The organism is Cellulomonas sp. SG140 (genome assembly GCF_025770785.1).
In the GTDB taxonomy this organism is placed as follows: Bacteria; Actinomycetota; Actinomycetes; order Actinomycetales; family Cellulomonadaceae; genus Cellulomonas.
This window is the reverse complement of sequence record NZ_JANZLA010000005.1, coordinates 153,611-178,620: the sequence shown is the minus strand read 5'-3', so window position 1 is coordinate 178,620 and position 25,010 is coordinate 153,611. Positions and strand designations below refer to the sequence as shown.

Here is a 25,010-nt window from a genome sequence, read left to right as displayed (position 1 = left end):
TCAGCTGCGGCGGCTGCCGTCCGGCGCGGTGTCCGCCCGGAACAGGACGTTGCGGCCGACGATGCCCGGCCGCCAGGCGCCGTCCGCCCAGTGCGACGGGGTGTAGCCGAGTGTCTCGAGCTGGCCGACGACGGTGCGCGCCGAGGTGTCGAACCGCACCAGGTGCCGGTCCTCGAGCTCGAGCAGCAGGTGCGGGCGGAAGATGGCGAGCGTCGTGCTGCCGCCGGCGAGCAGCCGCTCCTCGGCGCCTTCGACGTCCGCCTTGACCAGGTCGAGCCGCGCCAGCGCGAGGCGTGCGGCGACGGCGTCGAGGGTGTCGACCTCCACGGGAAGGCTGCGGTGCCGGCTGAACTCCGCGTTGGAGCCGAGCCCGTGCGTGCCGTCGGACAGGAACGCGCGGCCGTGGACCCGCATCCCGCGGCGGCTCGGCAGGGACAGGTGCCCGCGTCCCGGTTCGGCACCGAGGGCGAGCTGGTGGACCGTGACGTGGGACGCGCCGACCAGGCGCCTGGCCAGCCTGAGCACGCGGGTCAGGTCGGGTTGGGGCTCGATGGCGTGCACGGCGCCCGCGGGGCCGACGAGGTGGGCCAGGGTCCAGGTGTACAGGCCGAACTCCGCGCCGACGTCCACGCAGACGGCTCCGGGGGCGACCAGCTGGGCCAGGCCGAGCACCTCGTCCTCCACGAACGGCGCCCGCCGGGCCCCGGCGCCGAGTGCGGCCGCCACGGCGGCGAGCCGTCTCGGCCGGCGCGGCGCCCGGCTGCCTTCCGGCGGCTCAGGCTCAGCACCTGCGTCGGGTGCGGTGGAGGTGGCGCCCGCAGGCTGGTCGGGGGCGGGGCTCGGAGTCGGCATGGCTCGATCCTGCGAGCCATGCGGCGGTGCGGGCATCAGGCATCGACCCTGAGTGGACCCTGGTTGCGCCCTGGAAACCCCTGAGCCGGGGGCACCCGGGGCCCGACTGCACCTCCGTGCACCACGTCACCCCTCGTCAGCGCCGTGTCGGGGCCGATCGTCCCGGTGACAAGGTGGCGCTCCTCCTACGCTGGACCAAGCCACCGCCGCCTATCCACCGAGGACGTCATCGTGACCTCCGCCCCGCAGCCCGAGCACCACGGCCTGTTCGACCGCCTCGCCCACCGGCTCGCCGGCCGGACCACCGAGCCGATCGCCGACCGGGCCAAGGAGCGGATCGGTCGGATGGAGGACCGGGTCCGCTCGTCCGTGATGGCGGAGCTCGACGCGGTGAGCCGCTCGGTCCGGGCCCGCGCGGTGCAGGTGCGGCCGTCCGCGATCGCCTTCGCCGTGGCGGCCGTCCTGACGGTCCTCGCGCTGGCGCTCATGGTCGGCGCGGCGGTCGTCGGCCTGGCGCACGTGCTGCCGCTGTGGCTCGCGCTGCTGATCGTCGGCGTCGCCCTGCTGCTGCTGGCGGCCGGTGCGGCCGCCTGGGGTCGCAACCACCTCCCGCCGGGGCCCGTGCTGGGCGTCCCCCCGGCACCCATGCCGACGCACCCGGCGGAGGAGCTGGTGCACCCCTGGGCGGACTGACACCTCGCCGAAGGACTCGCGTGCCGGGCCGCTGACCAGCAGACTGAGGTCGCAGGACGCGGACGGACGAAGGGTCGGGCCATGGTCACGCAGACGTCGGTACCGGGCGACACGAGGTCGCTCGGTCAGCTGGTGAGCGATCTGTCGGAGCAGGCCGGTCGCCTGGTCCGCGCGGAGATCGACCTGGCGAAGGCCGAGCTCGCCGAGAAGGCGAAGCAGGCGGGTATCGGCGGCGGTCTGCTGATCGCCGCGGGGTTCCTGGCGTTCTACGGAGTCGGCGCCGCGATCGCGACCGCGATCATCGGCCTGTCCAACGCCGTGGCACCGTGGCTCGCGGCGCTGATCATCACCGTGGCGATCTTCCTGCTGGTCGGCATCCTGGCGCTGGTCGGCGTCCGACGGCTGAAGCGAGGGATGCCGCCGACGCCGGAGCACGCGATGGAGAACGTCCAGCAGGACGTGGCGGCCGTCAAGGAGGGCCTGCACTGATGAGCGACTCGAGCGCAACACCGAAGCTGGGCACGTCCGAGCGCATGAGGGCCCTGGAGGCGGAGCTGGAGCTCACCCGCGGGGAGCTTGCGGTGACGGTGGACGAGCTGGCCGACCGGCTGAACCCCAAGACGCAGGCGGAACGTGCCGTCGCGGAGGGCAAGCGCCTGGTGGCCGATGCGACGGATCCCACGGCCGCTCCCGAGGCGCGCAAGCGGGCGCGGGTGGTGCTGGGGGTCGCCGGCGCGGTGGCGGTGCTGCTGGTGACCGGAGTGGTGCGGCGGATCGCTCGGCACTGAGGTCACTGAGGTCACCTCGGCTCTGAGGCCGCCCGGTGGCGGTGCGGTCGGCCCGACCTGCTCCTGCCGGCCCTGGCCGGAGCAGTGGTAGCGCGCACCCCGATGGACGCCGGACCTCGTCCGGCGTCCCGCAGACGCCCTAGTCGACCTGGCGCTGCTGCGGCAGGCCGTCCAGCAGACCACGCACCTCGGACTCCCGGTAGCGGCGGTGGCCGCCCAGGGTCCGGATGGACGAGAGCTTGCCGGCCTTCGCCCACCGCGTCACGGTCTTGGGGTCGACCCGGAACAGGCTCGCGACCTCCGACGGCGTGAGCAGTGTCTCGGGGTCGACGTGGTTGGACGACATCCTGGACGTACCTCCTGACGGACCTGGGACTGAGCCTGCAGGTCGCTCCCCCTCTTGCCTCACACGTCCAGCATGGACGTATGCCTCAGATGCCGCACTTCGTGCGGGGCCAGTTTGCCACCCGTTTGGGTGACGAGGCTGTGACATCAGTCACCGCCATGCTGACCGGCGCGCGGAAGTCCTTGTCAGAGTGCTAGAGAGGGACGAACTACCCGACTCGCCGCCAACGGTACATCCGGCGATCGGCCGCCTATACCGCACCATGCCGGACTTGTGGCGCAGTTCACCACAACTCGTGTGCGACCTTCGTCACACTCGGGGACCGAGGTCCTGGCGGCCTGCGGCTCCGGTCCAGCTCCGGTCCGGGGCGCCGGGGCTCGGTGGTCGGAATGCTCACGGACCATGTAGCGTTGCCCTGCGAACAGACGAAACAGCACCCCGGGGCCGCACGTGTGAGCACGGAGCCGCCCCGCTTCCACGTTAGAGGGGGTCGATGCCATGGGGCGCGGCCGTCAGAAGGCTAAGCAGACGAAGGTGGCCCGGGAGCTGAAGTACTTCAGCCCGGACACCAACTACAGGGCTCTCGAGCAGGAGCTCTCGTCGCGTGGCCACAACGATCTCGTCACCGAGACCCGTCCCCCGGTGAGCGAGGAGACCAACCCTTCGTGGAAGAGCTGGTCCTCGGACGACGAGGACGACGACGACCGCTGAGCGGTCGTCGTTCGGTGTCCGGCTCGCACCACCCGAGTAGCGGGCGACCTGCCGGTACCGCTCCCCGCTGAGGACGCGAGCCCGCGGTCACGCCGTGACCCGTCGGCGACGCGATCCTCAGACGCGGTAGCTGCCCGACATCAGGACGGCGCCGCCCTGCACACCCTTGGTGCCGCTGACCAGGTCCGGCGTCCCCGGCACGTCGCGCTCCGGGTCGAACGCCCGGATGGTGCCCAGCTCCCAGGCCGGCAGCCCCAGCTCAGCGGCGTGCGACAGCACACCGGCGGCGGCCTCCGGCGCGACGACGGCGACCATGCCGACCCCCAGGTTCAGGGTCGACTCCAGGTCGTTCCACGGCACCCCGCCGAGGCGCTGCACCAGGGAGAACACCGGCGGCAGCTGCCAGCCGGCGCGAGAGACCTCCGCCACCGAGCCGGTGGGCAGCACGCGGGCCAGGTTGGCGGCCAGCCCTCCGCCGGTGACGTGGCTGAACGCGTGCACGCCACCCGCGGCACGCTCCGTCAGCGCCAGGCAGTCGGCTGCGTAGACCCGGGTGGGCTCGAGGAGCTCCTCACCGATGGTGCGGCCGAGCTCGTCGACGTACCGGTCGAACCGCCAGCCGGACACCTCGATGACGCGGCGCACCAGCGAGTACCCGTTGGAGTGCAGCCCGCTGGACCCGAGGGCGATCAGCACGTCGCCCGCCTCGACCCGGTGCGGGCCGAGCAGCTCGTCCGCCTCGACAACACCCGTCGCGGCACCGGCCACGTCGTACTCGTCGGGCGCCAGCAGGCCCGGGTGCTCGGCGGTCTCACCGCCCACCAGGGCGGTGCCGGCGACCTGGCACGCGGCGGCGATGCCGCGGACGATGTCGGCGATCCGCTCCGGGACCACCTTGCCGCACGCGATGTAGTCGGTCATGAACAGGGGCTTGGCACCGACCACGGCGATGTCGTCGACCACCATGCCGACCAGGTCGAACCCGATGGTGTCGTGCCGGTCGAGCGCCTGGGCGACGGCCACCTTGGTACCGACGCCGTCGGTCGACGTGGCCAGCAGCGGCCGGCGGTAGCCGATCAGCGCCGAGGCGTCGAACAGGCCCGCGAAGCCACCGACCCCGCCGACCACCTCGGCACCCTGCGTGGCGCGCACCGCCTCGCGCATCAGCTCGACGGCCTTGTCACCGGCGTGCACGTCGACGCCGGCCTCCGCGTAGGTGACCTTGTGCCCGGTCACGGGTGCTCCAGCGCGCCCGCAGCGCCGGCGCTGGGGATGAGGGTGACCAGCCCGTCCTCGGGTGAGCCGAGGGGCAGCTGCTGCTGGTCGACCAGGTTCTTGGCCAGCCGGTCGTCCGGCGGCAGCGGGATCGGGTACTTGCCGGTGAAGCAGGCGGTGCACAGCTGGCCCACCGGCTGCTCGGTCGCCTCGACGAGACCCTCGATGGAGATGTAGCCCAGGGAGTCGGCACCCAGGGACGCGGCGATCTCCTCGACGGCCAGGCCGTTGGCGATCAGCTCGGCGCGCGACGCGAAGTCGATGCCGTAGAAGCACGGCCACTTCACCGGTGGGGAGCTGATCCGCACGTGCACCTCGGCGGCGCCGGCCTCCCGGAGCATGCGGACCAGGGCGCGCTGGGTGTTGCCGCGGACGATCGAGTCGTCGACGACGACGAGCCGCTTGCCGCGGATCACCTCGCGCAGCGGGTTGAGCTTGAGCCGGATGCCGAGCTGGCGCAGCGTCTGCGACGGCTGGATGAACGTGCGGCCGACGTAGGCGTTCTTGGTCAGCCCCTGGCCGAACGGGATGCCGGACTGCTGCGCGTAGCCAACGGCCGCGGGGGTGCCCGACTCGGGCACGGGGATCACCAGGTCCGCCTCGACGGGGTGCTCGACGGCCAGCCGGCGACCCATGTCCACGCGGGAGGCGTGCACCGACCGGCCGGCGATCGTCGTGTCCGGACGCGCGAGGTACACGTACTCGAAGATGCAGCCCGCCCGGTCGACCGGGGCGAACCGGCTGCTGCGCAGCCCGTCGGCGTCGATCGCCAGGAACTCGCCCGGTTCGACCTCGCGGACGTACGACGCACCGACGATGTCGAGCGCCGGCGTCTCCGAGGCGACCACCCAGCCGCGCTCGAGGCGGCCCAGCACCAGCGGGCGGACGCCCTGCGGGTCACGGGCGGCGTAGAGGGTGGTCTCGTCCATGAAGACGAGGCTGAACGCGCCTCGCAGGCGGGGCAGCACCTCGAGTGCCGTCGCCTCGAGGGTGTGGTCCGGGTCGCCGGCGAGCAGCGCCGTGACCAGGGCGGTGTCCGTGGTGTTGCCGCGGGCGAGCTCGCCACGGCGCTTGCTGCCGTACCGCTCGGCGACCAGCTCGATCAGCTCGGCGGTGTTGGTCAGGTTGCCGTTGTGGCCCAGGGCGACGGTGCCGCCGGCGGTGGCGCCGAGCGTGGGCTGCGCGTTCTCCCAGGTGGAGGCGCCCGTCGTCGAGTAGCGGGTGTGGCCGATGGCGATGTGCCCGGTCAGCGCGTTGAGCGCCGTCTCGTCGAACACCTGGGAGACCAGGCCCATGTCCTTGTAGACCAGCAGGTGCCGCCCGTCGCTGGTCGCGATGCCCGCCGACTCCTGGCCGCGGTGCTGCAACGCGTACAGGCCGAAGTAGGTGAGCTTGGCGACCTCCTCGCCGGGAGCCCAGACACCGAAGACCCCGCAGGCGTCCTGCGGGCCCTTCTCGTTCGGCAGCAGGTCGTGGGACAAGCGTCCGTCCGCGCGGGGGGCCACGCGACCATGGTCGCACAGGGGCGAGCGCGGATCCGACCTCAGCGGCGCAGCGAGCGGCGGTCGGCCCACAGGGCGAGACCGGCGCCGATGCCCAGACCGAGCACGGCACCGGTCAGCGCCGAGAGCAGGCGGACGCCGCTGGAGCCGCCGAGGAACGGCAGCACACCGCCGGCGCTGCTGACCGAGCCGTCGCCGAGCAGCACGGCGACGAGGAGGCCGACGACGAGGCCGACCAGGGTGCCCGCGGTGAGGAAGGCGCTGTAACGCGGGGCGTGGCGGACGGTGGCCGGCACGGCGGTGCGGAGCAGCTCGTCCTCCGTGGGAACAGGTGCGTCGGCGGCTAGGTCGCCGCTGTCGGGGGGCGCGAGGGTGTCGGCGGGTTCGGCGGGTGCGCCGGAGTCGGTGGGTTCGGCGGTCTCGACGGGGGGCTCGGCGTTGTCGGCGGGGGGTGTGGCTGTGTCGGGGGGCGTCGCGGCGACGTCCGGCACGGCCGCGTCGTCGGGCTCGGGGGTCGGCTGGGGATCCGGCACGCGGCGATCCTAGGCGGGACTCAGGGGCGGGACTCAGGCGCGGGGGCGGGCGGCCTGGAGCGGCAGCCAGTCCGCGAGGTCGGCGCGGGCGCCCGACGCGTGCACCTTGCCCTGGGCGACGGCGTCGGTCCACGTCAGCGCACCCGTCGCGAGCCGGAGCCAGGTGTCGGGGTCGGTCTCGACCACGTTCGGCGGGGTGCCGCGGGTGTGCCGCGGGCCGGCGACGGCCTGCACGGCACCGTCCGGCGGGACGCGCACCTCGACCGAGTTGCCGGGGGCCACGTCGGCCAGCTCCTCGAGGGTGAACCGGACCGCGGTGCGCCGGGTGCCCACCGGTACCTCGTCGGGCGCGGCACGCCACACGGCGAGTGCCGCACGCCCGTCAGCCGGATCCGTCCTGCGTCGTACCGCCACCCGGACATCCTGCCGTGGTCGGGGACGCGCGACCGCCCGGGGCGAGACCGGCCGGACTTCCTGGCCCGACTTCCTGGCCCGACTTCCTGGCCTGACGTCCAGGCCCGACCTCCTGGCCCGACCCGTGCCCCGACCACCGACGGCGCGGGCTCAGCGGCGACCGGTGCCGCGCCCCTCGACCCGGTCTCGCTCGCGCAGCGACCGGTGCACGTCTCGGCTCCACTGCCGGACGCGGGCGCGCTCCTGCGCCGCGAGGCGCGCGTCCGCCCGGCGCGCCTGGTGAGCGGCCTCGCGGGCGAGGCGACGCCACGACTCGAGGCGGCGCTCCGGCAGCTCGCCGTCCTCCACCGCCGCGAGCACGGCGCACCCGGGTTCCGACAGGTGCGCGCAGTCCGCGAACCGGCAGTCGGCCGCGAGCGCGGTCACGTCGGCGAAGGTCTCGTCGAGCGCCTCGGCATCGGCCACCAGGCCGATCCCCCGCACGCCCGGGGTGTCGATCAGCAGCACGCCGTCGCCGAGCGGCACCAGCTCGCGGTGGGTGGTGGTGTGCCGCCCGCGTCCGTCGGCACGCCGCTCACCGGTCTCCATCACCTGATGCCCCGCCAGGGCGTTGACCAGGGACGACTTGCCGGCACCCGACGGCCCGACCATGACGAGGGTCGTCCCGGGACGCAGCAGCGCCCGCAGCCCGTCGAGGCCGGACCCGTCGACCACGCTGACGGCGTGCACCGGCGCGCCCGGGGCGACCGAGGCGACCTCGGCCGCCATCGACGGCGCGTCGGGCACCAGGTCGGACTTGGTCAGCACCACGACCGGCTGGGCGCCGGACCGCCACGCGAGCGTCAGCAGGCGCTCGACGCGGCCGAGGGACGGATCGGGGTCGAGGTGCTCGACGACGAGCACCACGTCGACGTTGGCCGCGAGCACCTGCTCCCGCGAGGTGGCACCTGCCGTGTCGCGCACCAGCGCGGTGCGCCGAGGCACGAGGTGGTGCACGTGCGGCTGGTCGCCGGGGGCTGACGCGTCGAGGACCAGCACGTCACCGACCGTCGGCGGCAGGCGGAGGCCGTCCGGGTCGGGGACGAGTCCGTCGTGGTCGAGCGGGACGCGCACCGGCGCGGCTGCGTCCACCGTGTCGAGGGCCTGGTCGGCGCCCCGGTGGCCCTGGTCCGTCGGCCGCTGCGGCACGTCCGCGGGCACGACGAGGACGGCGCCGCGGTCGGCGCGCACCACCCGGACGGTGTCCATGCGTCGACCGTAGGAGTGTGCCGACGGCGCGGGCGAGCGGATTTCGCCCGGCTCGAAGGCCGGTCAGGGGAGCCGGAACAGCACGGTGCGCCGGGGCACCGACGCCTCGGCCAGCCGTGCACGGACCGGCACGCCGAGCGGGAGGTCGGCACCGTCGCCGGCCTCGATCCGAGCCCGCACCGCCGGGTGCCGCACCACCAGCTCGCCCCGCGTCGGCTCGGCGTCCCGCCGGTCGACCACCACGCCGTCGAAGGTGCCTCCGACCCGCGGCGCCAGCACCGCCGCCTCCACCACGTCGGTCCCCTCGCGGTCGTAGGCGGCGGCCCGCTGACCGGTGCGGCCCATCACCGACGGCAGACCGGGCAGGGCCGCGCGGACCCACTCCGGCACCGCCGACCCCGCGCACGCCGCGATCGCGATCTCCGAGGCGTACCGGTCCGCGAGGCGGCGCAACGGTGCGGTGACGTGGGCGTAGGGCGCCGCGATCGCCGCGTGCCGGGCGGCGGACCCCGTCGGGGGTGCCGCACCGTCCGACCCGCCGAACGCGACGTAGCCGGCGCCGCGGAACAGGGAGGTCGCGGCGTCGAGGAACGCGGCCTCCGCGGGGTGCGCCGAGTCCAGGCGCCGCAGCAGGTGCGGGTAGGGCTCGTCGGCGGGCCAGTCGACGTCGAGGGCGGCGGCCGTGCGGTGCAGCCGCGCGACGTCCCGGTCGTCCGCCGGCGGCATGGTGCGCAGCAGGCCGACGCCCGAGTCGAGCATCAGCCGGGCCGCGGCCATCCCGGTCAGCAACGAGAGCTGCGAGTTCCAGCGCTCCATCGGCAGGACCGCCCGGAAGCTGGTGATCCAGCCGCCGTGCCCGTCGGCCGCCACCTGCTGCTCCGGCACCGACAGGGACACCCCACCGCGCTCCCGTTCCGCCCGCTCGCGCAGCCGGCCCACCGCGCGCACCCCGACCAGCACCTCGGTCGGCGCCCCGGGCTCGTGCTCGTCGAGCATGCGCTGGGCCTGCGGGTACGCCAGCTGTGCACGGCTGCGGACCGTGGCCGGGCCGACGTGCACCGCCGCCGGCTCGCCGTCGGCTCCCAGGTCGAACCGCCACAGCACCGCCGGGCGGTCCTGGTCCGGCAGCAGGCTCGCGGCACCCTCCGACAGGGACGTCGGGTGCAGCGGCACGGTGCCGTCCGGGCCGTAGCAGGTGGTGCCGCGCGCGTGGGTCTCGGTGTCCAGGGCGCCGCCGGGGACGACGAACGCGCCGACGTCCGCGATGGCGTAGTGCACGGTCCAGCCGTCGCCCGCGGCCGCGACGTGCAGGGCCTGGTCGAGGTCCATCGAGCCGGGCGGGTCGATGGTGAGCAGCGGCAGGTCGGTCGCGTCCACCCGTGCGACCGACCGCCCGGGGACGTCCCGCGGCCCCGTGCGCGCTGCCGTCGCCGCCTCGTCGGCCGCCGCGGCGGCGAACTCCGTGGGGATGCCCAGCTCGGCACGGACCTGCGCCAGCGCGGCCGCGACCTGGGCGTCCGCAAGGCGGGCGACGCGGGACCGGGGCACGGTCAGCCCCTCGTCGCGGGACGGGAGGGACCGGCCGTGGTCATGCCGCGACTCTAGGTGGCGCGGCGGGACGGTGCCGCGCCAGGCAGGCTGCGTCCGCCGAGCCGGCTCAGCCGGGTGTCAGCCGAAGTGGCGCGGCAGCGTCCCCTCGGACGCCGTCCGCAGCTCGGTGAGCGGGATGGTGAACAGGCCCTGCACCTCGACCGACGGCGCGTGCACGTGGTCCGACGGGTCCACCGGCCGGCCGGCACCCGGGCTGCACGTTTCGGCGGTCTCGCCCAGCCGCAGCACCGGCACGCCCCGCGAGGTGCAGAGGTCGATCAGCCGGACCTCCTCCGAGCGCGGCACGGCGACCAGCACCCGGGCGGTGGACTCGGAGAACAGCGCCTCGAACGGCGTCAGCCCGTCCCGCGTGCACAGCGGGTCCAGGTCCACCTGCACACCGACCCCGAACCGGAGCGACGCCTCGACCAGACCCTGCGCGAGCCCACCCTCCGACAGGTCGTGCGCGGCATCCACGAGGTCGTCGCGAGCGGCCTGGGCCAGCACCAGGGCCAGCCGGTGCTCGGCCTCCAGGTCCACCTTCGGCGGGGTGCCGCCGAGCTGGTGGTGCACCACGTCCGCCCACGCGGAGCCGTCGAGCTCCGGCCGGGTGGTGCCCAGCAGGTAGACGGCGTCACCGGGGTTGGTCCAGCCGGAGCGGACCGCGTCGGCCACGTCGTCCAGCACGCCGAGCACGCCGACCACCGGCGTGGGGTGGATCGCCTGGTCGCCCGTGGTGTTGTAGAGCGAGACGTTGCCGCCGGTCACCGGCACCTCGAGCGCGACGCAGGCGTCCGCGAGGCCGTGGATCACCTGCACCAGCTGCCACATCGAGTCGGTGCGCTCGGGGCTGCCGATGTTCAGGCAGTCGGTGACAGCGAGCGGCTTGGCACCCGTCGTCGCGACGTTGCGGTAGGCCTCCGCCAGCGCGAGCTGGGCGCCGACGTACGGGTCGAGCTGGGCGTAGCGGCCGTTGGCGTCGGTGGCCAGCGCCACGCCGAGGCCGGTCGTCTCGTCGACGCGGACCACGCCGGAGTCGTCGGGCTGGGCGAGGGCCGTGTTGCCCTGCACGAACCGGTCGTACTGGTCGGTGACCCATGCCTTCGAGGCGAGGTTCGGCGAGGCGACGAGAGCCAGGACGGTCTCCCGCAGGTCGTCGGGCGTGTCCGGACGCGGGTAGCGCGCCTGGCCGTCGGGCGTGCTGACGGAGTCCGCGACCAGGGCGTCCTGCCAGTCCGGCCGGGCGTAGGGGCGGTCGTACACCGGGCCCTCGTGCGCCACCGTCTTCGGGTCGACGTCGACGATGCGGGCGCCGAAGTGGTCGATGGTCAGCCGGCCGTCACCGGTGACCTCGCCGATCACCGCCGTCTCCACGTCCCACTTGCGCGTGATGGCGAGGAACTCGTCCAGCTGGTCGGGGCGGACGACGGCCATCATCCGCTCCTGCGACTCCGACATGAGGATCTCGCCCGCGGTGAGCGTGGGGTCGCGCAGCAGCACCTTCTCCAGGTCGACGTGCATGCCGGACCCGCCGTTGGACGCCAGCTCGCTGGTGGCGCAGCTGATGCCGGCGGCGCCGAGGTCCTGGATGCCCTCGACGACGTGCGCCGCGAACAGCTCCAGGCAGCACTCGATGAGCACCTTCTCCATGAAGGGGTCACCCACCTGCACGGACGGCCGCTTGGAGGGCTTCGAGTCGTCGAACGTCTCGCTGGCCAGGATCGACGCGCCGCCGATGCCGTCGCCGCCGGTGCGGGCGCCGAACAGCACCACCTGGTTGCCCACGCCCTCGGCGTTGGCCAGGTGGATGTCCTCGTGCCGGAGCACGCCCAGGCAGAGGGCGTTGACCAGCGGGTTGCCCTGGTAGGACGGGTCGAAGACCAGCTCGCCGCCGATGTTCGGCAGGCCCAGGCAGTTGCCGTAGCCGCCGACGCCCGACACGACGCCGTGCACCACGCGGGCGGTGTCCGGGTGGTCGACGGCGCCGAACCGCAGCTGGTCCATCACGGCGACGGGGCGGGCGCCCATCGAGATGATGTCCCGGACGATGCCGCCGACGCCGGTGGCCGCACCCTGGTACGGCTCGACGTAGCTGGGGTGGTTGTGGGACTCGACCTTGAACGTCACCGCCCACCCGTCGCCGATGTCCACGACCCCGGCGTTCTGCCCGATGCCGACCAGCAGGTGCTCGCGCATCGCGGGCGTGTGGTTCTCGCCGAACGTCGACAGGTGCAGCTTCGACGACTTGTACGAGCAGTGCTCCGACCACATCACCGAGTACATGGCGAGCTCGGCGGCGGTGGGCCGGCGGCCCAGCAGGTCACGGATGCGCGCGTACTCGTCGGGCTTGAGGCCCAGCTCGGCGTACGGCTGCTCGAGGTCCGGGGTGGCGAGCGCGTGCTCCACCGTGTCGGACGTGGCGGCGGGTCGGGGGGCCGGCGACTGCACGTGGCTGGTCATCGATCCCCGAGGATACCGGGGCCGCGCTGGACACCGGTTGCTAGCGTCGAGGAGTGGTCATCCCCATCGCGGACGACAACAGCAGGCGCCGGACGACGCCCGGCATCACCTACCTGCTGCTCGCGGTGAACGTGCTGGTGTTCCTCGCGATGGTGCGGGCGACGCCCGCCGAGCAGGCCCGGCTGATGGCCACGTACGCGGCGGTCCCCCGCGCGATCCTGCACGACGGGCCGACGGCCTGGCTCACGCTGCTGACCAGCATGTTCATGCACGCCGGCTGGTTGCACCTGGCGGGGAACATGCTGTTCCTGTGGATCTTCGGCGACAACGTCGAGGACGCGATGGGGCACCTGCGGTACCTCGGCTTCTACCTGCTGTGCGGGGTGGTCGCCGGGCTGACGCAGGTGGCCGTCGACCCCGGTGGGACCACCCCGCTGGTCGGCGCGAGCGGCGCCATCGCCGGCGTGCTGGCGGCGTACGTGGTGCTGTTCCCGCGCGGCATGGTCCGCACGATCGTGGTGCTGATCCCGCCGCTGTTCGTCTGGCCGCTGCTGCCGGCGTGGCTGCTGATCGGCGGCTGGTTCGTCCTGCAGTTCTGGTCCGGGCTCAGCTCGCTCGGCGCGCTGGCCACGGGTGGCGTCGCCTACTGGGCGCACGTCGGCGGGTTCGTGCTCGGGGCGGTGCTGGCCCGGCCGTTCGCGCGGGCCGGCGGGGTGGACCACCGGCTCGCGGTCACCCGGCGGTACCCGCAGGACCTGTACCGGAACGACCCGTACGGGCGGCGGCCACCGCGCTGGTGAGGGTCCGACGGGCCCGTCGCGCGCCCGGAGACAGGTCCGGGTGCGGCGGGAGCCTCCCCACCGCACCCGGACCCGACGTCGGGACGCCTCAGGACCGCACGAGCCCCTGCGCCACCGCGGTGGCCAGCGACGGCGCGAGCGGCAGCCGCGGGATCAGCGTGCACTGAGCGGCGTGGTACAGGTCCGCCTTGCCGGGCCAGACGGTGCCGGCCGGCTGGTTGTGCACGTCGAGCTGGTGGAACCACGAGCCGTTGACATGGTCGATCACGTAGCGGTCGACGTAGTCCCACCACTGCGCGTAGCGCTGCGCGTACTGCTCGTCACCGGTGCGCTGGTGCAGCGCCGCCGCGGCGCCGATCGCCTCGGCCGCCACCCAGTGCATCCGGTCGGCCACCACGGGGACGCCGGACCAGTCGGTGGTGTAGACGAAGCCGTCGGCACCGTCGGCCGCCCAGCCGTCCGCCACGGCCCGGTCGAACAGGGCGCGCGCCGCCTCGAGCCAGTCGGCGCCGGTGGCCCCGGCGGCCTCGAGGTGCAGCAGCAGCCGCGCCCACTCCAGACCGTGGCCCACGGTGGCGCCGTAGGGCTTGAACTTGTCGTCCCGCTGGTCGTCGTTGAACTCCGGCTGGGCGGTCCACGCCTCGTCGAAGTGCTCCGGCAGCCGCCAGCCGTTGGCGGCGGCGGCCGAGGCGGCGAAGGCGCCGATCCGCGCGGCGCGGTCCAGCCAGACACGGTCGCCGGTGACGTCCGCCGCGGCGAGGAACGCCTCGACGGTGTGCATGTTCGCGTTGATGCCGCGGTACGGGTCGAGCGTGGAGAACGTCGTGTCCCACGTGTCGACGGCCTTGCCGGCGGCCTCGTCCCAGAACCAGCGCTCGTAGGTGGCCAGCGCGTCGGTCAGCAGCTCACGCGCACCGGCCAGGCCGGCGACGGTGGCCGACGACGCGGCGAGCACGACGAAGGCGTGGGCGTAGGCGGTCTTGTCCGGGTCGGGGGTGCCGTCGGCGCCGACGCCGGGGTACCACCCACCGTTCTCGGTGTCGCGCAGCGGACCGGTCAGCCCCGCCAGCGCCGCCTCGGCGATCGGCCGGCTGCCCGGGATGCCCAGCAGGGTGCCGAGCGAGTACACGTGCACGGTGCGGCACGTGATCCAGGTCTGCACCCCCTGCGCCGGCAGGGGCGTGCCGTCGTCGTCCAGCCAGTAGGCGCCACCGCCGGGGGCGGGGGTGCTCCGGCCGAAGGCCAGCAGGGAGTTCAGGTGGCGGTCCAGCCATGCCAGGTGGCTCGGGACCGTGGGCCAGGCCCGCATCGTCAGCTCACTCCAGAGGTGTGTCGGGGCAGGGGTGCGGCGGTGGTGCCGCGCGGCGTCGGCCCGGGCGGCTCGGCGGGGCCGACGTCGGCCGCCACGGCGCGCCCGGCGGCCGCCTCCCCGCATTCTCGTCCACCGACGCCGCGGGGCGTGGGACCAGGGTGCCGCCGTCGGACCGCCCGGGCGCGCGTCCGCCCGGTTAGGGTGCCTGCGTGTCCAGCCACCGCGGGCCGAGCACGGACGGTCGCCGGCGGGTGCGCGCCGGCCGCGCGTTCGCCCTGGTGTGCGTCCTGGTCGGCGTCGCGTCGGCGTGCACGGCCGGCGACACGTCCAGGCCGGCCGCTGCCAGGCCGACGGCGAGCACGGCTGCGCCCGCGCCCACCGACCCCTCGGCGGCGGACGTCCGCACGAGGGGCCTGGCCGTGACCGCCAACGGAGTCAGCGCCGCCGCGGTCCCGGACGCCTCCGTCACCGCCGACGCGAGCGCCGACCCGGACGGCTCCGCCCACCTGCACCTCGTCGTCAGGGGCGGCGGTGAGAGCGGAGCACCGACCTCCACGCCCGCCAGCCCCGCGGCCTCCGCACCGCCCGCCGTGCCGCTGGCGTGGCTCACCGGTCCGGCCGGCTCCACCGCCGCCGTCCTCGAGGACGGCTCGGCGGTGGTCTCCGCCTCCGACGGGTCCTTCCTGCTCGGGCTCAGCGCACCGACGCCGAGCGCGCGGTTCACCGTGGTCGGCACGCCGGCGGCGGTGCTGCGGATCGACCGCGTCACCGGCAGCGGGCTCGGGGTCACGGCCCCCGACGGGCCCGTGACCACCTGGCTGTCCGGCACCGCGGTGCTGGCGGCGAGCTGGGGCGAGGCGGAGGGCGGCCGCTCGCTCGAGATCACCCCGAGCGAGTGGGCCCGCAGCGGCACGCTCGCCGCTCAGCAGGCGCTGTGGAGCCAGCTCGTCGCGCAGCACCCCGACGCGAACAGCCCGACGATGCACGAGCAGCTGCTGTGCCACGTGCTCGGTGCGGCCGGCAAGTCCACGTGGCACATCGAGCCGTGGCGGCCTCAGGTCGACGCGCTGACGATGCTGCGCACGCGGTGCAACCCGACGGCTGCCGACGTCGTGACCCCGCCTGCCCCCACCGCTGCCGGCTGACGGCGCGCGGCCGCTGCGGACGACCCGCAGGTCAGCACCGCGCAGGTTCAAGCGCGCGCAGGCTCAGCCCCGCGCAGGCTCAGCCCCGCACGTGCCGCTCCGGCACCGCCGCCTCGCCGGACGCCCGCTGCGCCCGGTTCCACGCCCGCGCCTCGTCCTGCCGCACCTGCTCGGCACCCGAGGCGATCGCGGCGCGCAGGTGCTCCGGTCCGTAGCCGAACGCGTCCACCAGGTCCTGCGCGTGCGGACGCAGCCGCACCAGCAGCCGGTCGATGTACGACGACACCGTGCGGGCCCGGCCCGCGGACAACCGCCCGTGGATCAGGTACCAGGCGAGGTGCCGCTCGACGAGCGTGAGCCCGAACAGGTCCCGCAGCCGGGTGAGCACCCGGCGGGTGCCGGGGTCGTCGACCGTGGCGAGGGCCCGCGTGAACGCCTCCCACTGCACGCGCTCGGCATGAGCGCGAGCCGCCTCGATCAGCTCGTGCTGATGAGCCTCGAACAGCGCTGCTGCCGCAGCGGGCGGCAGGCTGCGCGCCGGCGCGAGGGCGGCGGCAGCCTCGGCGACCATCGTCTCCACCCGGTCGGTCAGCAGCTGGCGCTGGGTGGACTCGTCGCGCAGCTGGCCCACCGAGCGGCGCGCGTCGCCGACGTCGGCGATCGTCTGGGCCGCGCGCACCAGCGGCGTGCGGTGCAGGGCGGCGTCCGCGGCCCGCTCGGCGACCAGTCGTGCCATGTCACCGGCGGAGTGCAGCTTCAGGCCCTTGGCGTAGTCGCCGAGCAGCCGCTTGGCCACCAGCTGGTACAGCACCGTGTTGTCGCCCTCGAACGTCACGTACACGTCCAGGTCCTGGTGCAGGCCGACCAGGCGGTTCTCGGCGAGGAAGCCGGCGCCGCCGCAGGCCTCGCGGCACGTCTGGATGGTGCGCATGGCCGCCCACGTCGACGTCGGCTTCAGCGTGGCGGCCAGCGTCTCGAGGTCGGCACGGGTGGCCGGGGTGTCCGCCCGGCCGGAGAACACGTCGTCGAACGCCGCGAGCAGCTCCTCGTGGGCGTAGGTCGCGGCGTAGGCCTCCGCGACCAGCGGGAGCAGCCGGCGCTGGTGCTCGCCGTGGTCCAGCAGCACCACCTCGTCGTCGTCCGCACCCGCGAACTGGCGGCGCTGGTTGGCGTAGGTGACCGCGATGGCGAGCGCGAGCTTGGCGGCGTTGGTGGCCGCGCCGTCCAGGGAGACGCGGCCCTGCACGAGCGTGCCGAGCATGGTGAAGAAGCGGCGTCCCGGGTTCTCGATCGGCGAGCTGTAGGTGCCGTCGGCGGCGACGTCGCCGTACCGGTTGAGCAGGTCACGACGAGGCACGCGGACGTGGTCGAACCACAGGCGGCCGTTGTCGATGCCGTTGAGCCCGCCCTTGAACCCGTCGTCCTCACCGCCGACGCCAGGCAGGAACTCGCCGGTGACCGCGTCGCGGATCGGCACGTAGAACGCGTGCACGCCGTGGTTGACCCGCTCGCCGCCGGGCGCCGCCGTGATCAGCTGGGCGAACACCACCGCGGCGGTGCCGTGCGTGGCGGCGTTGCCGAGGTAGTCCTTCCAGGCGCCGCGGAACGGCGTGTGGATGACGAACTCCTGCGTGGCGGCGTCGTACTCGGCGGTGGTGCCGATCGAGGCGACGTCCGAGCCATGGCCGGTCTCCGTCATCGCGAAGGCGCCCGGCACCTGCAGGAACATCGCGTCCCGCAGCAGCCGCTCGTGGTGGTCGGCCGTGCCGAGGTGCAGGATCGCCGAGGCGAACAGCCCCCACTGCACGCCGGCCTTGATCTGCAGGCTCGGGTCGCCGGCCACCAGCTCCTCGAACCGGGCCAGGCTGCCGCCGTGGTCGTCGGCACCGCCGAGCGCCGTGGGGAAGGCGCGCAGCACGTCGTGCTCCGCCACCAGGCGGCGCAGCTGGGACAGCACGCGCTCGCGGTGCTCGGCGTACGGCTGGCCCTCGATCTTCTGGAAGGCCGGGTCGGCGGCGACGGCACGGGCGCTGCGGCGCAGGTCCGCGTAGCGGCCCAGCAGGTGCTGCTCCAGCGTCGGGACGTCGACGGTCGCGTCCGCGGTGCGGGCGGTGGCCGGACGTTCGGCGGTGGTGGTCATGAGGTCTCCTTCATCGTCGAAGTGCCTGCTGTGGGATGGGCGGTGGTGCCGGGGCGCACGACGAGGCCGACGGGGCCGGCCCACAACCAGGTGGAGACGCGGCCGGCGAGCTCGCCCCGGCTCGGTGCGGCGGGTTCGTGGCGGTGCAGCAACCACCACTCCCCGGCGCCACGGACGAAGCCGACGGCGCCGGCAGCCCAGGCGGCGGCCAGTGCGGCCGCGCTGCCCGGTGAGTCGACGGACCGCGCGGCAACCTCGCGGGCGAAGGGGCCCGCCACCAGGGCGGTCACCTGGTCCAGGAAGTGCTCCACGGACCCGTCGCGGGTGACGAACGCGTACACCGAGGGCGACGACTCGATCATCTCCAGGTACACGTCCACCATCGCGCGGAGCCCCTCGCGGGGCGTGCCGTGCGCCGCGAGCGCGTCCGCGAGCGCGTCGCGGATGTCCCGCACGACGAGCTCGGCGACCGCCACCTGCAGCGCCGTCTTGTCGGCGAAGTACCGGTAGACGATCGACTTGGAGGTGCCGGCCGCCGCGGCGATCTCGTCCATGGAGATGTCCGGGCCGTCGTGGTGCACCGTGCGCCGGGCCGTCTGCACCAGCACCGCCCGCCGGGCCTCACGGTGGTCCGCCCACCGGGTGGCGCGACCGTCCGCCGGTGGGGCGTCCTCGCCCACCGCCCGAAGGCCCGTCGTCGTCGACTGGGTCGGTTCACGACCACTCACGAAACCGACGGTATCAGGTACCATCGGTTCCGGACAGATCCAAGGGACGAAGGTCCTCCTCCCGTCCCACCACAGCAGGCCCATCAGTGACGATGCGAGAGGACTTCTCCCATGGCCCGCACCCCCGCCCGGTCGTCCAGCCCCGCCCCGTCGACCGGCCCGCGCCCCGCCTACGTGCTCGGCGGCAACCGCGTCCCGTTCGCCCGCGCCGGCGGCCCCTACGCCCACGCGAGCAACCAGGACCTGCTGACCGCCGCGCTCGACGGGCTCGTCGCCCGGTACGGGCTGCAGGACGAGGTGATCGGTCAGGTCGCCGCCGGTGCGGTGCTCAAGCACTCCCGCGACTTCAACCTCACCCGCGAGGTGGTGCTCGGCTCCGCGCTCTCCTCCCGCACTCCCGCGGTCGACCTGCAGGAGGCGTGCGCCACGGGCGTGGAGGCCGTGCTGCTGCTGGCCAACAAGATTCGCCTCGGCCAGCTCGAGTCCGGCATCGCCGGCGGCGTCGACTCCGCGTCGGACGCGCCGATCGCCGTCAGCGAGGGCCTGCGCCGCGTCCTGCTCGACCTCTCCCGGGCGCGCACCGTCGGGCAGCGGGCCGCCGTGCTCGCCCGCCTGCGGCCCAAGGACCTGACGCCCAACCCGCCGCGGGTGGACGAGCCACGCACCGGCCTGTCGATGGGCGAGCACCAGGCGCTGACGACCGTCGAGTGGGGCATCACGCGCGAGGCGCAGGACGAGCTGGCGCTGGCCAGCCACCGCAACCTCGCCGCCGCCTGGGACGGCGGGTTCTTCGACGACCTGGTCACGGGCTACCGCGGGCTCACGCGGGACGCGAACCTGCGCACGGACACCTCGCTGGAGAAGCTCGCCGGCCTGCGGACCACGTTCGGCAACCACCTGACCGCCCCCGCGACGATGACGGCCGGCAACTCGACCCCGCTGACCGACGGCGCATCGACGGTGCTGCTGGGGTCGGCGCAGTGGGCGGCCGACCACGGCCTGACGCCGCTCGCCGCGGTGGTGGACGCCGAGGTCGCCGCCGTCGACTTCGTGCACGGCGAGGACGGGCTGCTGATGGCCCCGGCCTACGCCGCGCCTCGGCTGCTGGCCCGGCACGGCCTGACGCTCGACGACCTCGACTACGTGGAGATCCACGAGGCGTTCGCCGCCACGGTGCTGACCATCCTGGCGGCGTGGGAGTCGGAGCAGTTCGGCCGCGAGCGGCTGGGGCTGCCGGGCGCCTTCGGGTCGGTGAAGCGGGAGCGGCTGAACGTGCACGGCTCGTCGCTGGCGGCCGGGCACCCGTTCGCCGCGACCGGGGGACGGATCGTGGCGAGCACCGCCAAGGAGCTGCACGCCCGGCACGTGGCGCAGGTCGCCGCGGGCGACGACTCCCCGGTGCGGGCGCTCGTGACGGTGTGCGCCGCCGGGGGCCTCGGTGTCGCCGTGCTGCTCGAGGCGGCGTGACATGCCGGACACCTACCTGCAGCTGGTGAACAGCGGGCCGACGGCCACGCTGGCCAAGCGGTTGGGGCTGCCGCGGCCCGCCGTCCTGCGGCGGTACACGCCCGGCGCCCCGCTGGTCGAGGGGCCGGTGCTGGTGCTGGGGCGCGGCGACGACGCCGATGCGCTGGCACGGCTGCTGTCCGGGCCGGCGGGCGGCGCGGCACCAGGGGCCGGCGTCGAGATGCGCCCGACCGCCGGCGAGGTGCCGACCCTGCTCGACGGCTGGGACCTGGAGGTGCACCGGCACGCGGCGCCGGACGCCCGGTACGGCGCCGTCGTGCTGGTGCTCACGACCGTCGAGCGCCCGGACCAGCTGACCGAGCCGGTGCTCGCGGCCGCGGGCCCGATCAAGGGGCTGCGCAGCGGCGGCCGGGTGGTCACGGTGTCCCGGGCGGCCACCGCGGACGACGCCCCGGCGGTCGCCGCCGCCCGGCAGGGGGTGGACGGCCTGCTGCGGTCGCTGGCCAAGGAGCTGCGCGGCGGGTCCACCGGCAACGGCGTGGTGCTGACGGGCGAGGTACCGGTGACGGCACCGTCGGCGGTCGCCTCGCTCCGGTTCTTCCTGTCCCGGCGGTCGGCCTTCGTGGACGGTCAGCTGCTCGCCGTGGACTCGACCGCCGGCACGCTGCCGGCCGATTGGGAGCGGCCGCTGGACGGCCGGGTGGCCGTGGTGACCGGGGCGGCGCGCGGCATCGGCGCGGCGATCGCCCGGACGTTGGCGCGCGACGGCGCACACGTCGTCGCGGTGGACGTACCGGCCGCCGGTGAGCAGCTGACGGCGGTGGCCAACGAGGTACGCGGCACCGCGCTGCAGCTCGACGTGACGGCCGCCGACGCCGGGGAGCGGATCCTCGAGCACGTGCGTGCCCGGCACGGCCGGCTCGACGTGATGGTGCACAACGCCGGCATCACGCGCGACAAGCTGCTGGTGAACATGACACCCGACCGCTGGTCGTCGGTGCTCGCCGTCAACCTCGAGTCCCAGCTGCGGATCAACGAGGCGCTGCTGACCAGCGGAGACTTCACCGACGAGCCGCGCATCGTCGCCACCGCCTCGACGTCGGGCATCGCCGGCAACCGCGGCCAGACCAACTACGCCACCTCCAAGGCCGGCGTGATCGGCATGGTGCGCGCCACCGCTCCCCTGCTGGTGCCGTTCGGCGGGACGGCCAACGCCGTGGCCCCCGGGTTCATCGAGACGGAGATGACGGCGCGGATCCCCGCGCTGACCAGGCAGGTCGCGCGACGGCTCAACTCGTTGCAGCAGGGCGGCCTGCCGCAGGACGTGGCGGAGGCCGTCGCGTTCCTCGCCTCGCCGGCCGCCGGCGGCATCGTCGGACGGACGCTGCGCGTGTGCGGGCAGAACCTGGTGGGCCGGTGACCGGGGCGCTGCGGACCGTCGAGCTGCCGACGGTGCCACCGCTCGGCGACTCGTACCGGCACGCGCTGACCGCGGCCGCGGCCGGCGCGGTGGCGCGTCGCGCCGGGCGAGCCGGCCGGGGTGGCGCGACGACGGGGCTGCCCCACGTCTCGCTCAGCGCCCACGGCGTGCGGGCCGACGCCGACCGGCTCACCGCGTACCAGCACCTGGTGGGCGAGCCCGGCACAGACGTGCTGCCCGCCGGGTTCGTGCACGTGCTGGTGTTCCCGGTCGCGACCGCCCTGATGGTCCGCGACGACTTCCCGCTGCCGCTGCTCGGGCTGGTGCACCTCGCCAACCGCGTCGAGCAGCGACGGCCGCTGCGGCTCGGGCAGGAGCTGGACGTGCGGTCGTGGGCCACCGGGCTGCGCGCGCACCGGTCCGGGACGCAGGTGGACCTGGTCAGCGAGGTGGCGGCGGACGGCGTCACCGCGTGGCGTGGGGTGTCGACCTACCTGGCCAAGGGGGTGCGCCTGGCCGGGTCGGCCGGTCCCGCGCCGGAGCCGGGTTCAGCCCCGGCCCCCGCCGACGGCACCGGCTCGGGCTCCGGCACGGACGAGGCCACCGACCGCCGGCCGTTCGAGCCGCCCGTCCCCACCGCCTCCTGGCGGCTGCCCGCCGACACCGGCCGCCGCTACGCGGCCGTCTCCGGCGACGTGAACCCGATCCACCTGTGGGCACCGGCCGCCCGGGCGTTCGGCTTCCGCGGCGCCATCGCGCACGGCATGTTCACCGCCGCCCGGGCGCTGGCCGCCGTCGGTGCCGTCCGCGGCGAGTCGTTCACCTGGTCGGTCGACTTCGCCGCACCCGTGGTGCTGCCGACCACCGTCGCGGTGCGTGTCGCCCGCAGCGACCCGGCCACCGGCACGTCCGTCGCCGCCTCCACCGGCACATCCACCGGGACCGGTTACGACCTCATCGTGTGGGACCCGCGCCGACGCCGTCCCCACCTGACCGGCTCGGTCTCCCCGCTGCCGACCGCCTGACCCGCACCGCGACCGCCCGCACCGCGGACCCGACCGCCAGCAGCCCGACGCCGGCCGCCACCGCCCAGCCGGGCAGCGCCGTCGCGAGCGCCAGGCACCCGACCAGACCCATCACCGGCACCCATCGCGGTGCGATCCGGTCCGCCGCCGGCTGCGTCCAGGCCGCCGCGTGGCCGATGCCGTAGTAGAGCAGCACGCCGAACGACGAGACCACCAGCACGCCCGTCAGGTCGACCGTCAGCGTGAGCACCACCACCGTCACGCCGACCAGCAGCTCGGCCAGCCACGGCGCCCGCGAGCGCCCGCCGACGGCGGCCCACCGGCGCGGCAGGTCACCCTCGCGCGCCATGGCGAACGCCGTGCGGCTCACCCCGGCGAGCAGGGCGAGCAGCGCACCACCCGCTGCCGCGACGGCGGCCACCCGCACGGCCGGCACCAGCCAGCCGGCGGTCGCCGTGGCCGTGTCGAGCACCGGCGCGCGCGACCCCGCCGCACCGTCGACGCCGAGGACGTGCAGCACCGCGACCGCCACGGCGAGGTACCCGACCGCGACCAGGGCGAGCGCGATGCGGATGGCCCGCGGGATCGTCGTGCGAGGCTCACCCACCTCCTCGCCGAGCGTGGCGACGCGCGCGTACCCGGCGAAGGCGAAGAACAGCAGGGCCGCGCCCTGCAGCGTGCCGCGCACCCCGCCGGGCAGACCGTGGGGAAGCACGTCGCCCGGCAGCGCGTCGGCGTGCCGGCGCAGGGCGACGACGACGACCGTGACCAGCACCACCACCGCGACGGCGAGCAGCAGCCGCGCCGCCGCCGCCGTCCGCGAGACGCCCGCGAGGTTGACGGCGACGAGCACCACGACGATCAGCGCGGCCACCGGCCGGTGCCACGCCGCCGGAACCAGGTAGGCCGCGACCGTCCCCGCCATCACCGCGCACGACGCCGTCTTGCCCAGCACGAACGCCAGCCCCGCGAGGAACCCGGGCCACGGGCCGAGCCGCTCCCGTCCGTACGCGTAGACCCCTCCGGCGCGCGGCAGCACCGCCGCCAGCTGGGCGGTCGACGTCGCGTTGGCCCACGCGACCAGGGCCGCCACCACCAGGGAGACCAGCACCCCGCCGCGCGCGGCGGCCGTCGCGGGCCCCAGCACCACGAACACCCCGGCGCCGAGCATCGACGACAGCCCGATCACCACCGCGTCGGTGGTGCCGAGCCGTCGGTCGAGCGTCGGCACCTACGTCAGCCCCACGCGCTGCTCCAGGCCGGCCCGCACCGCCGGCCACTCGTCCGCCAGCACCGAGAAGTACGCGGTGTCCCCGCGGCTGCCGTCGGGCCGCACGCGGTGGCTGCGCAGCACGCCCTCGGCCGTCGCGCCGAGCCGCAGGATCGCCCCGATCGACCGGGAGTTGGCCGTGTCGGCGCGCAGGGCGACGCGCGCGAGGCCCCAGTCGTCGAACCCTTGGCTGAACAGGGCGAGCTTGCTGGCGGGGTTCACCGTGGTGCCCCACACCCGGCGCGCGTAGTAGGTGAACCCGATCTCGGCGCGGCCGGCGGCGAGCGTCACGTCGTACAACGAGGTGCTGCCGACCACCGCGCCGCTGGACTCCTCGACCACGGCGAACGCGTACCGGCCCGGATCGGCGTCCGCGGCGGCGATCAGGTCCAGCACGTCGTCCGGCGTGCGCGGGACGGGGCTGCTCATCCCGCGCCACATCGGCTCGTCCACCAGGGCGGCGAGCGCCGGGGCGTGCACGTCGGCGAGCGGGACCAGCAGGACACCGGGCGCGGTGAGGACCAGGGAGTGGCGCACATCGCGATGCTGCCATCCGGCACCCACAGCCCGCACCGGGGTTCCGACCCCCTGGCCCCTCGACGTCGGCGGGTCCCGGGCGGTCACGTCCCGCGGGCGTGGCACGGTGGTCGCGTGAGGCCCCAGCCGCTCTCCCCCGGTGCCGACCTGGACGGCGTGGACCTGGCGGACGTCGACCTGTCCGGCGCCGACGGGCACGACGCCCGCGTCCTGGAGTGCACGTTCACCGCCTGCCGGCTGGACGGCGTCCGCCTCGACGGCGCCCGGCTGGTCGACACGTCCTGGTCACGCGTGCGGGCCGACGAGCTGAGCCTCGCCCGCACCACCTGGTGGGACGGGACGCTGACCGACTGCCGGCTCGGCGCGGTGCAGGCCTACGGCTCCTCGTGGACGCGGGTGACCGTCCACGGCGGGAAGGTGGACTACCTGAACCTGCGCGAGTCCGAGCTGGTGGACGTGGTGCTCGACGGGTGCGTCGTCGACGAGCTCGCCCTGGGCGGCGCGACCGTCCGTCGGCTCGAGCTGCGCGGCTGCACGGTGCGCCGGCTCGACGTGACGGCGGCCCGGCTGGTCGACGTCGACCTGCGCGGCCTGCGCGGGCTGGAGCACATCGAGGGGGTCGCCGGGCTGGCGGGGTCGACGATCACCGGCGACCTGCTGCTGGAGCTCGCCCCGGCGCTCGCCGAGCAGCTGGGCATCCGGGTCGACTGAGCGCTCCGGGGTCCCGCGGCTCCGGACGAGCGGGTCCCGACGA

The 25,010-nt window shown here is 74.9% G+C and carries 24 protein-coding genes; 10 read left to right on the top strand and 14 right to left on the bottom strand.

Annotation, left to right across the window (positions count from 1 at the left end; all coding sequences use genetic code 11):
- On the bottom strand, nt 1–726 hold the full coding sequence (locus N0B34_RS11205) for an FkbM family methyltransferase (protein ID WP_263731475.1): 726 nt from the start codon (nt 724–726) through the stop codon (nt 1–3).
- Nucleotides 727–1,083: 357 nt separating this feature from the next.
- Here N0B34_RS11205 and N0B34_RS11200 point away from each other — a divergent pair, with 357 nt between their 5' ends.
- From N0B34_RS11200 to N0B34_RS11190, 3 genes are all read left to right on the top strand, one after another.
- Nucleotides 1,084–1,545: a phage holin family protein gene (locus N0B34_RS11200; RefSeq protein WP_263731474.1), complete on the top strand. Its 462-nt coding sequence runs from the start codon at nt 1,084–1,086 to the stop codon at nt 1,543–1,545.
- 81 nt (nt 1,546–1,626) lie between these two features.
- Entirely contained in the window at nt 1,627–2,034 is a 408-nt protein-coding gene (locus N0B34_RS11195) for a phage holin family protein (RefSeq protein ID WP_263731473.1), read from the top strand.
- Nucleotides 2,034–2,333: a DUF3618 domain-containing protein gene (locus N0B34_RS11190; protein WP_263731472.1), complete on the top strand. Its 300-nt coding sequence runs from the start codon at nt 2,034–2,036 to the stop codon at nt 2,331–2,333. Before N0B34_RS11195 ends, N0B34_RS11190 begins: the two co-directional genes overlap by 1 nt.
- 139 nt (nt 2,334–2,472) lie before the next feature.
- Here N0B34_RS11190 and N0B34_RS11185 read toward each other — a convergent pair whose 3' ends face one another.
- On the bottom strand, nt 2,473–2,679 hold the full coding sequence (locus N0B34_RS11185; RefSeq protein ID WP_263731471.1) for a BldC family transcriptional regulator: 207 nt from the start codon (nt 2,677–2,679) through the stop codon (nt 2,473–2,475).
- Nucleotides 2,680–3,177: 498 nt separating this feature from the next.
- Here N0B34_RS11185 and N0B34_RS11180 point away from each other — a divergent pair, with 498 nt between their 5' ends.
- A complete protein-coding gene (locus N0B34_RS11180; protein ID WP_263731470.1) occupies nt 3,178–3,390 on the top strand; it encodes a DUF3073 domain-containing protein in 213 nt (70 codons plus the stop codon).
- Nucleotides 3,391–3,507: 117 nt separating this feature from the next.
- Here the strand turns inward: N0B34_RS11180 and purM are convergent, their stop codons facing one another.
- From purM to purL, 7 genes are all read right to left on the bottom strand, one after another.
- Entirely contained in the window at nt 3,508–4,626 is a 1,119-nt protein-coding gene (gene purM, locus N0B34_RS11175; protein WP_263731469.1) for a phosphoribosylformylglycinamidine cyclo-ligase, read from the bottom strand.
- Nucleotides 4,623–6,170, bottom strand: coding sequence for an amidophosphoribosyltransferase (gene purF, locus N0B34_RS11170; RefSeq protein ID WP_263731468.1), 1,548 nt, complete (start codon nt 6,168–6,170; stop codon nt 4,623–4,625). The genes purM and purF overlap by 4 nt, the downstream gene beginning before the upstream one ends.
- 38 nt (nt 6,171–6,208) lie before the next feature.
- Nucleotides 6,209–6,700 (bottom strand): histidine kinase, encoded by a 492-nt coding sequence (locus N0B34_RS11165; RefSeq protein WP_263731467.1) that lies wholly within the window; start codon nt 6,698–6,700, stop codon nt 6,209–6,211.
- A 33-nt stretch (nt 6,701–6,733) separates the two neighbouring features.
- Nucleotides 6,734–7,114 (bottom strand): sterol carrier family protein, encoded by a 381-nt coding sequence (locus N0B34_RS11160; protein WP_263731466.1) that lies wholly within the window; start codon nt 7,112–7,114, stop codon nt 6,734–6,736.
- Between the two features lie 150 nt (nt 7,115–7,264).
- Nucleotides 7,265–8,362, bottom strand: coding sequence for a ribosome small subunit-dependent GTPase A (rsgA, locus tag N0B34_RS11155; protein WP_263731465.1), 1,098 nt, complete (start codon nt 8,360–8,362; stop codon nt 7,265–7,267).
- A 63-nt stretch (nt 8,363–8,425) separates the two neighbouring features.
- Nucleotides 8,426–9,910 (bottom strand): RNB domain-containing ribonuclease, encoded by a 1,485-nt coding sequence (locus N0B34_RS11150; RefSeq protein WP_263731464.1) that lies wholly within the window; start codon nt 9,908–9,910, stop codon nt 8,426–8,428.
- A gap of 120 nt (nt 9,911–10,030) precedes the next feature.
- Entirely contained in the window at nt 10,031–12,412 is a 2,382-nt protein-coding gene (gene purL, locus N0B34_RS11145) for a phosphoribosylformylglycinamidine synthase subunit PurL (RefSeq protein WP_263731463.1), read from the bottom strand.
- A gap of 53 nt (nt 12,413–12,465) precedes the next feature.
- Here purL and N0B34_RS11140 point away from each other — a divergent pair, with 53 nt between their 5' ends.
- Entirely contained in the window at nt 12,466–13,212 is a 747-nt protein-coding gene (locus N0B34_RS11140; RefSeq protein WP_263731462.1) for a rhomboid family intramembrane serine protease, read from the top strand.
- 88 nt (nt 13,213–13,300) lie between these two features.
- Here the strand turns inward: N0B34_RS11140 and N0B34_RS11135 are convergent, their stop codons facing one another.
- Entirely contained in the window at nt 13,301–14,521 is a 1,221-nt protein-coding gene (locus N0B34_RS11135; RefSeq protein ID WP_263731461.1) for an AGE family epimerase/isomerase, read from the bottom strand.
- Between the two features lie 212 nt (nt 14,522–14,733).
- On the opposite strand from N0B34_RS11135, the gene N0B34_RS11130 reads away from it, so the two are divergent.
- Nucleotides 14,734–15,669: a DUF2599 domain-containing protein gene (locus N0B34_RS11130; protein WP_263731459.1), complete on the top strand. Its 936-nt coding sequence runs from the start codon at nt 14,734–14,736 to the stop codon at nt 15,667–15,669.
- Between the two features lie 79 nt (nt 15,670–15,748).
- Here N0B34_RS11130 and N0B34_RS11125 read toward each other — a convergent pair whose 3' ends face one another.
- Nucleotides 15,749–17,809: an acyl-CoA dehydrogenase gene (locus tag N0B34_RS11125; RefSeq protein ID WP_263731458.1), complete on the bottom strand. Its 2,061-nt coding sequence runs from the start codon at nt 17,807–17,809 to the stop codon at nt 15,749–15,751.
- Nucleotides 17,806–18,537, bottom strand: coding sequence for a TetR/AcrR family transcriptional regulator (locus N0B34_RS11120; protein ID WP_412175732.1), 732 nt, complete (start codon nt 18,535–18,537; stop codon nt 17,806–17,808). The genes N0B34_RS11125 and N0B34_RS11120 overlap by 4 nt, the downstream gene beginning before the upstream one ends.
- Nucleotides 18,538–18,648: 111 nt before the next feature.
- Between N0B34_RS11120 and N0B34_RS11115 the strand changes: the two genes are divergently transcribed.
- Genes N0B34_RS11115 through N0B34_RS11105 form a run of 3 tightly spaced genes read left to right on the top strand, consistent with a single transcriptional unit; the run spans nt 18,649 to nt 22,449 of the window.
- Nucleotides 18,649–20,004 (top strand): acetyl-CoA C-acetyltransferase, encoded by a 1,356-nt coding sequence (locus N0B34_RS11115; protein WP_263731457.1) that lies wholly within the window; start codon nt 18,649–18,651, stop codon nt 20,002–20,004.
- 1 nt (nt 20,005) lies between these two features.
- On the top strand, nt 20,006–21,424 hold the full coding sequence (locus N0B34_RS11110) for a 3-oxoacyl-ACP reductase (protein ID WP_263731456.1): 1,419 nt from the start codon (nt 20,006–20,008) through the stop codon (nt 21,422–21,424).
- Complete coding sequence (locus tag N0B34_RS11105; RefSeq protein WP_263731455.1) at nt 21,421–22,449, top strand: MaoC family dehydratase; 1,029 nt, start codon at nt 21,421–21,423, stop codon at nt 22,447–22,449. Before N0B34_RS11110 ends, N0B34_RS11105 begins: the two co-directional genes overlap by 4 nt.
- On the opposite strand, the gene N0B34_RS11100 is transcribed toward N0B34_RS11105, so the two are convergent.
- A complete protein-coding gene (locus N0B34_RS11100) occupies nt 22,379–23,680 on the bottom strand; it encodes an APC family permease (protein ID WP_263731454.1) in 1,302 nt (433 codons plus the stop codon). The two genes, N0B34_RS11105 and N0B34_RS11100, sit on opposite strands and share 71 nt — an antisense overlap.
- Complete coding sequence (locus tag N0B34_RS11095) at nt 23,681–24,256, bottom strand: GNAT family N-acetyltransferase (RefSeq protein ID WP_263731453.1); 576 nt, start codon at nt 24,254–24,256, stop codon at nt 23,681–23,683.
- A gap of 114 nt (nt 24,257–24,370) precedes the next feature.
- Between N0B34_RS11095 and N0B34_RS11090 the strand changes: the two genes are divergently transcribed.
- On the top strand, nt 24,371–24,967 hold the full coding sequence (locus N0B34_RS11090; RefSeq protein WP_263731452.1) for a pentapeptide repeat-containing protein: 597 nt from the start codon (nt 24,371–24,373) through the stop codon (nt 24,965–24,967).
- The last annotated feature ends 43 nt before the right edge of the window (nt 24,968–25,010 follow it).

Bases quoted from the DNA above. Each gene is read 5' to 3' on its own strand.
- N0B34_RS11195 (WP_263731473.1), top strand. From the start codon at position 1,627: ATGGTCACGCAGACGTCGGTACCGGGCGACACGAGGTCGCTCGGTCAG.
- N0B34_RS11190 (WP_263731472.1), top strand. From the start codon at position 2,034: ATGAGCGACTCGAGCGCAACACCGAAGCTGGGCACGTCCGAGCGCATG.
- N0B34_RS11185 (WP_263731471.1), bottom strand. From the start codon at position 2,679: ATGTCGTCCAACCACGTCGACCCCGAGACACTGCTCACGCCGTCGGAG.
- N0B34_RS11180 (WP_263731470.1), top strand. From the start codon at position 3,178: ATGGGGCGCGGCCGTCAGAAGGCTAAGCAGACGAAGGTGGCCCGGGAG.
- rsgA (WP_263731465.1), bottom strand. From the start codon at position 8,362: ATGGACACCGTCCGGGTGGTGCGCGCCGACCGCGGCGCCGTCCTCGTC.
- purL (WP_263731463.1), bottom strand. From the start codon at position 12,412: ATGACCAGCCACGTGCAGTCGCCGGCCCCCCGACCCGCCGCCACGTCC.
- N0B34_RS11135 (WP_263731461.1), bottom strand. From the start codon at position 14,521: ATGCGGGCCTGGCCCACGGTCCCGAGCCACCTGGCATGGCTGGACCGC.
- N0B34_RS11125 (WP_263731458.1), bottom strand. From the start codon at position 17,809: ATGACCACCACCGCCGAACGTCCGGCCACCGCCCGCACCGCGGACGCG.
- N0B34_RS11115 (WP_263731457.1), top strand. From the start codon at position 18,649: ATGGCCCGCACCCCCGCCCGGTCGTCCAGCCCCGCCCCGTCGACCGGC.
- N0B34_RS11110 (WP_263731456.1), top strand. From the start codon at position 20,006: ATGCCGGACACCTACCTGCAGCTGGTGAACAGCGGGCCGACGGCCACG.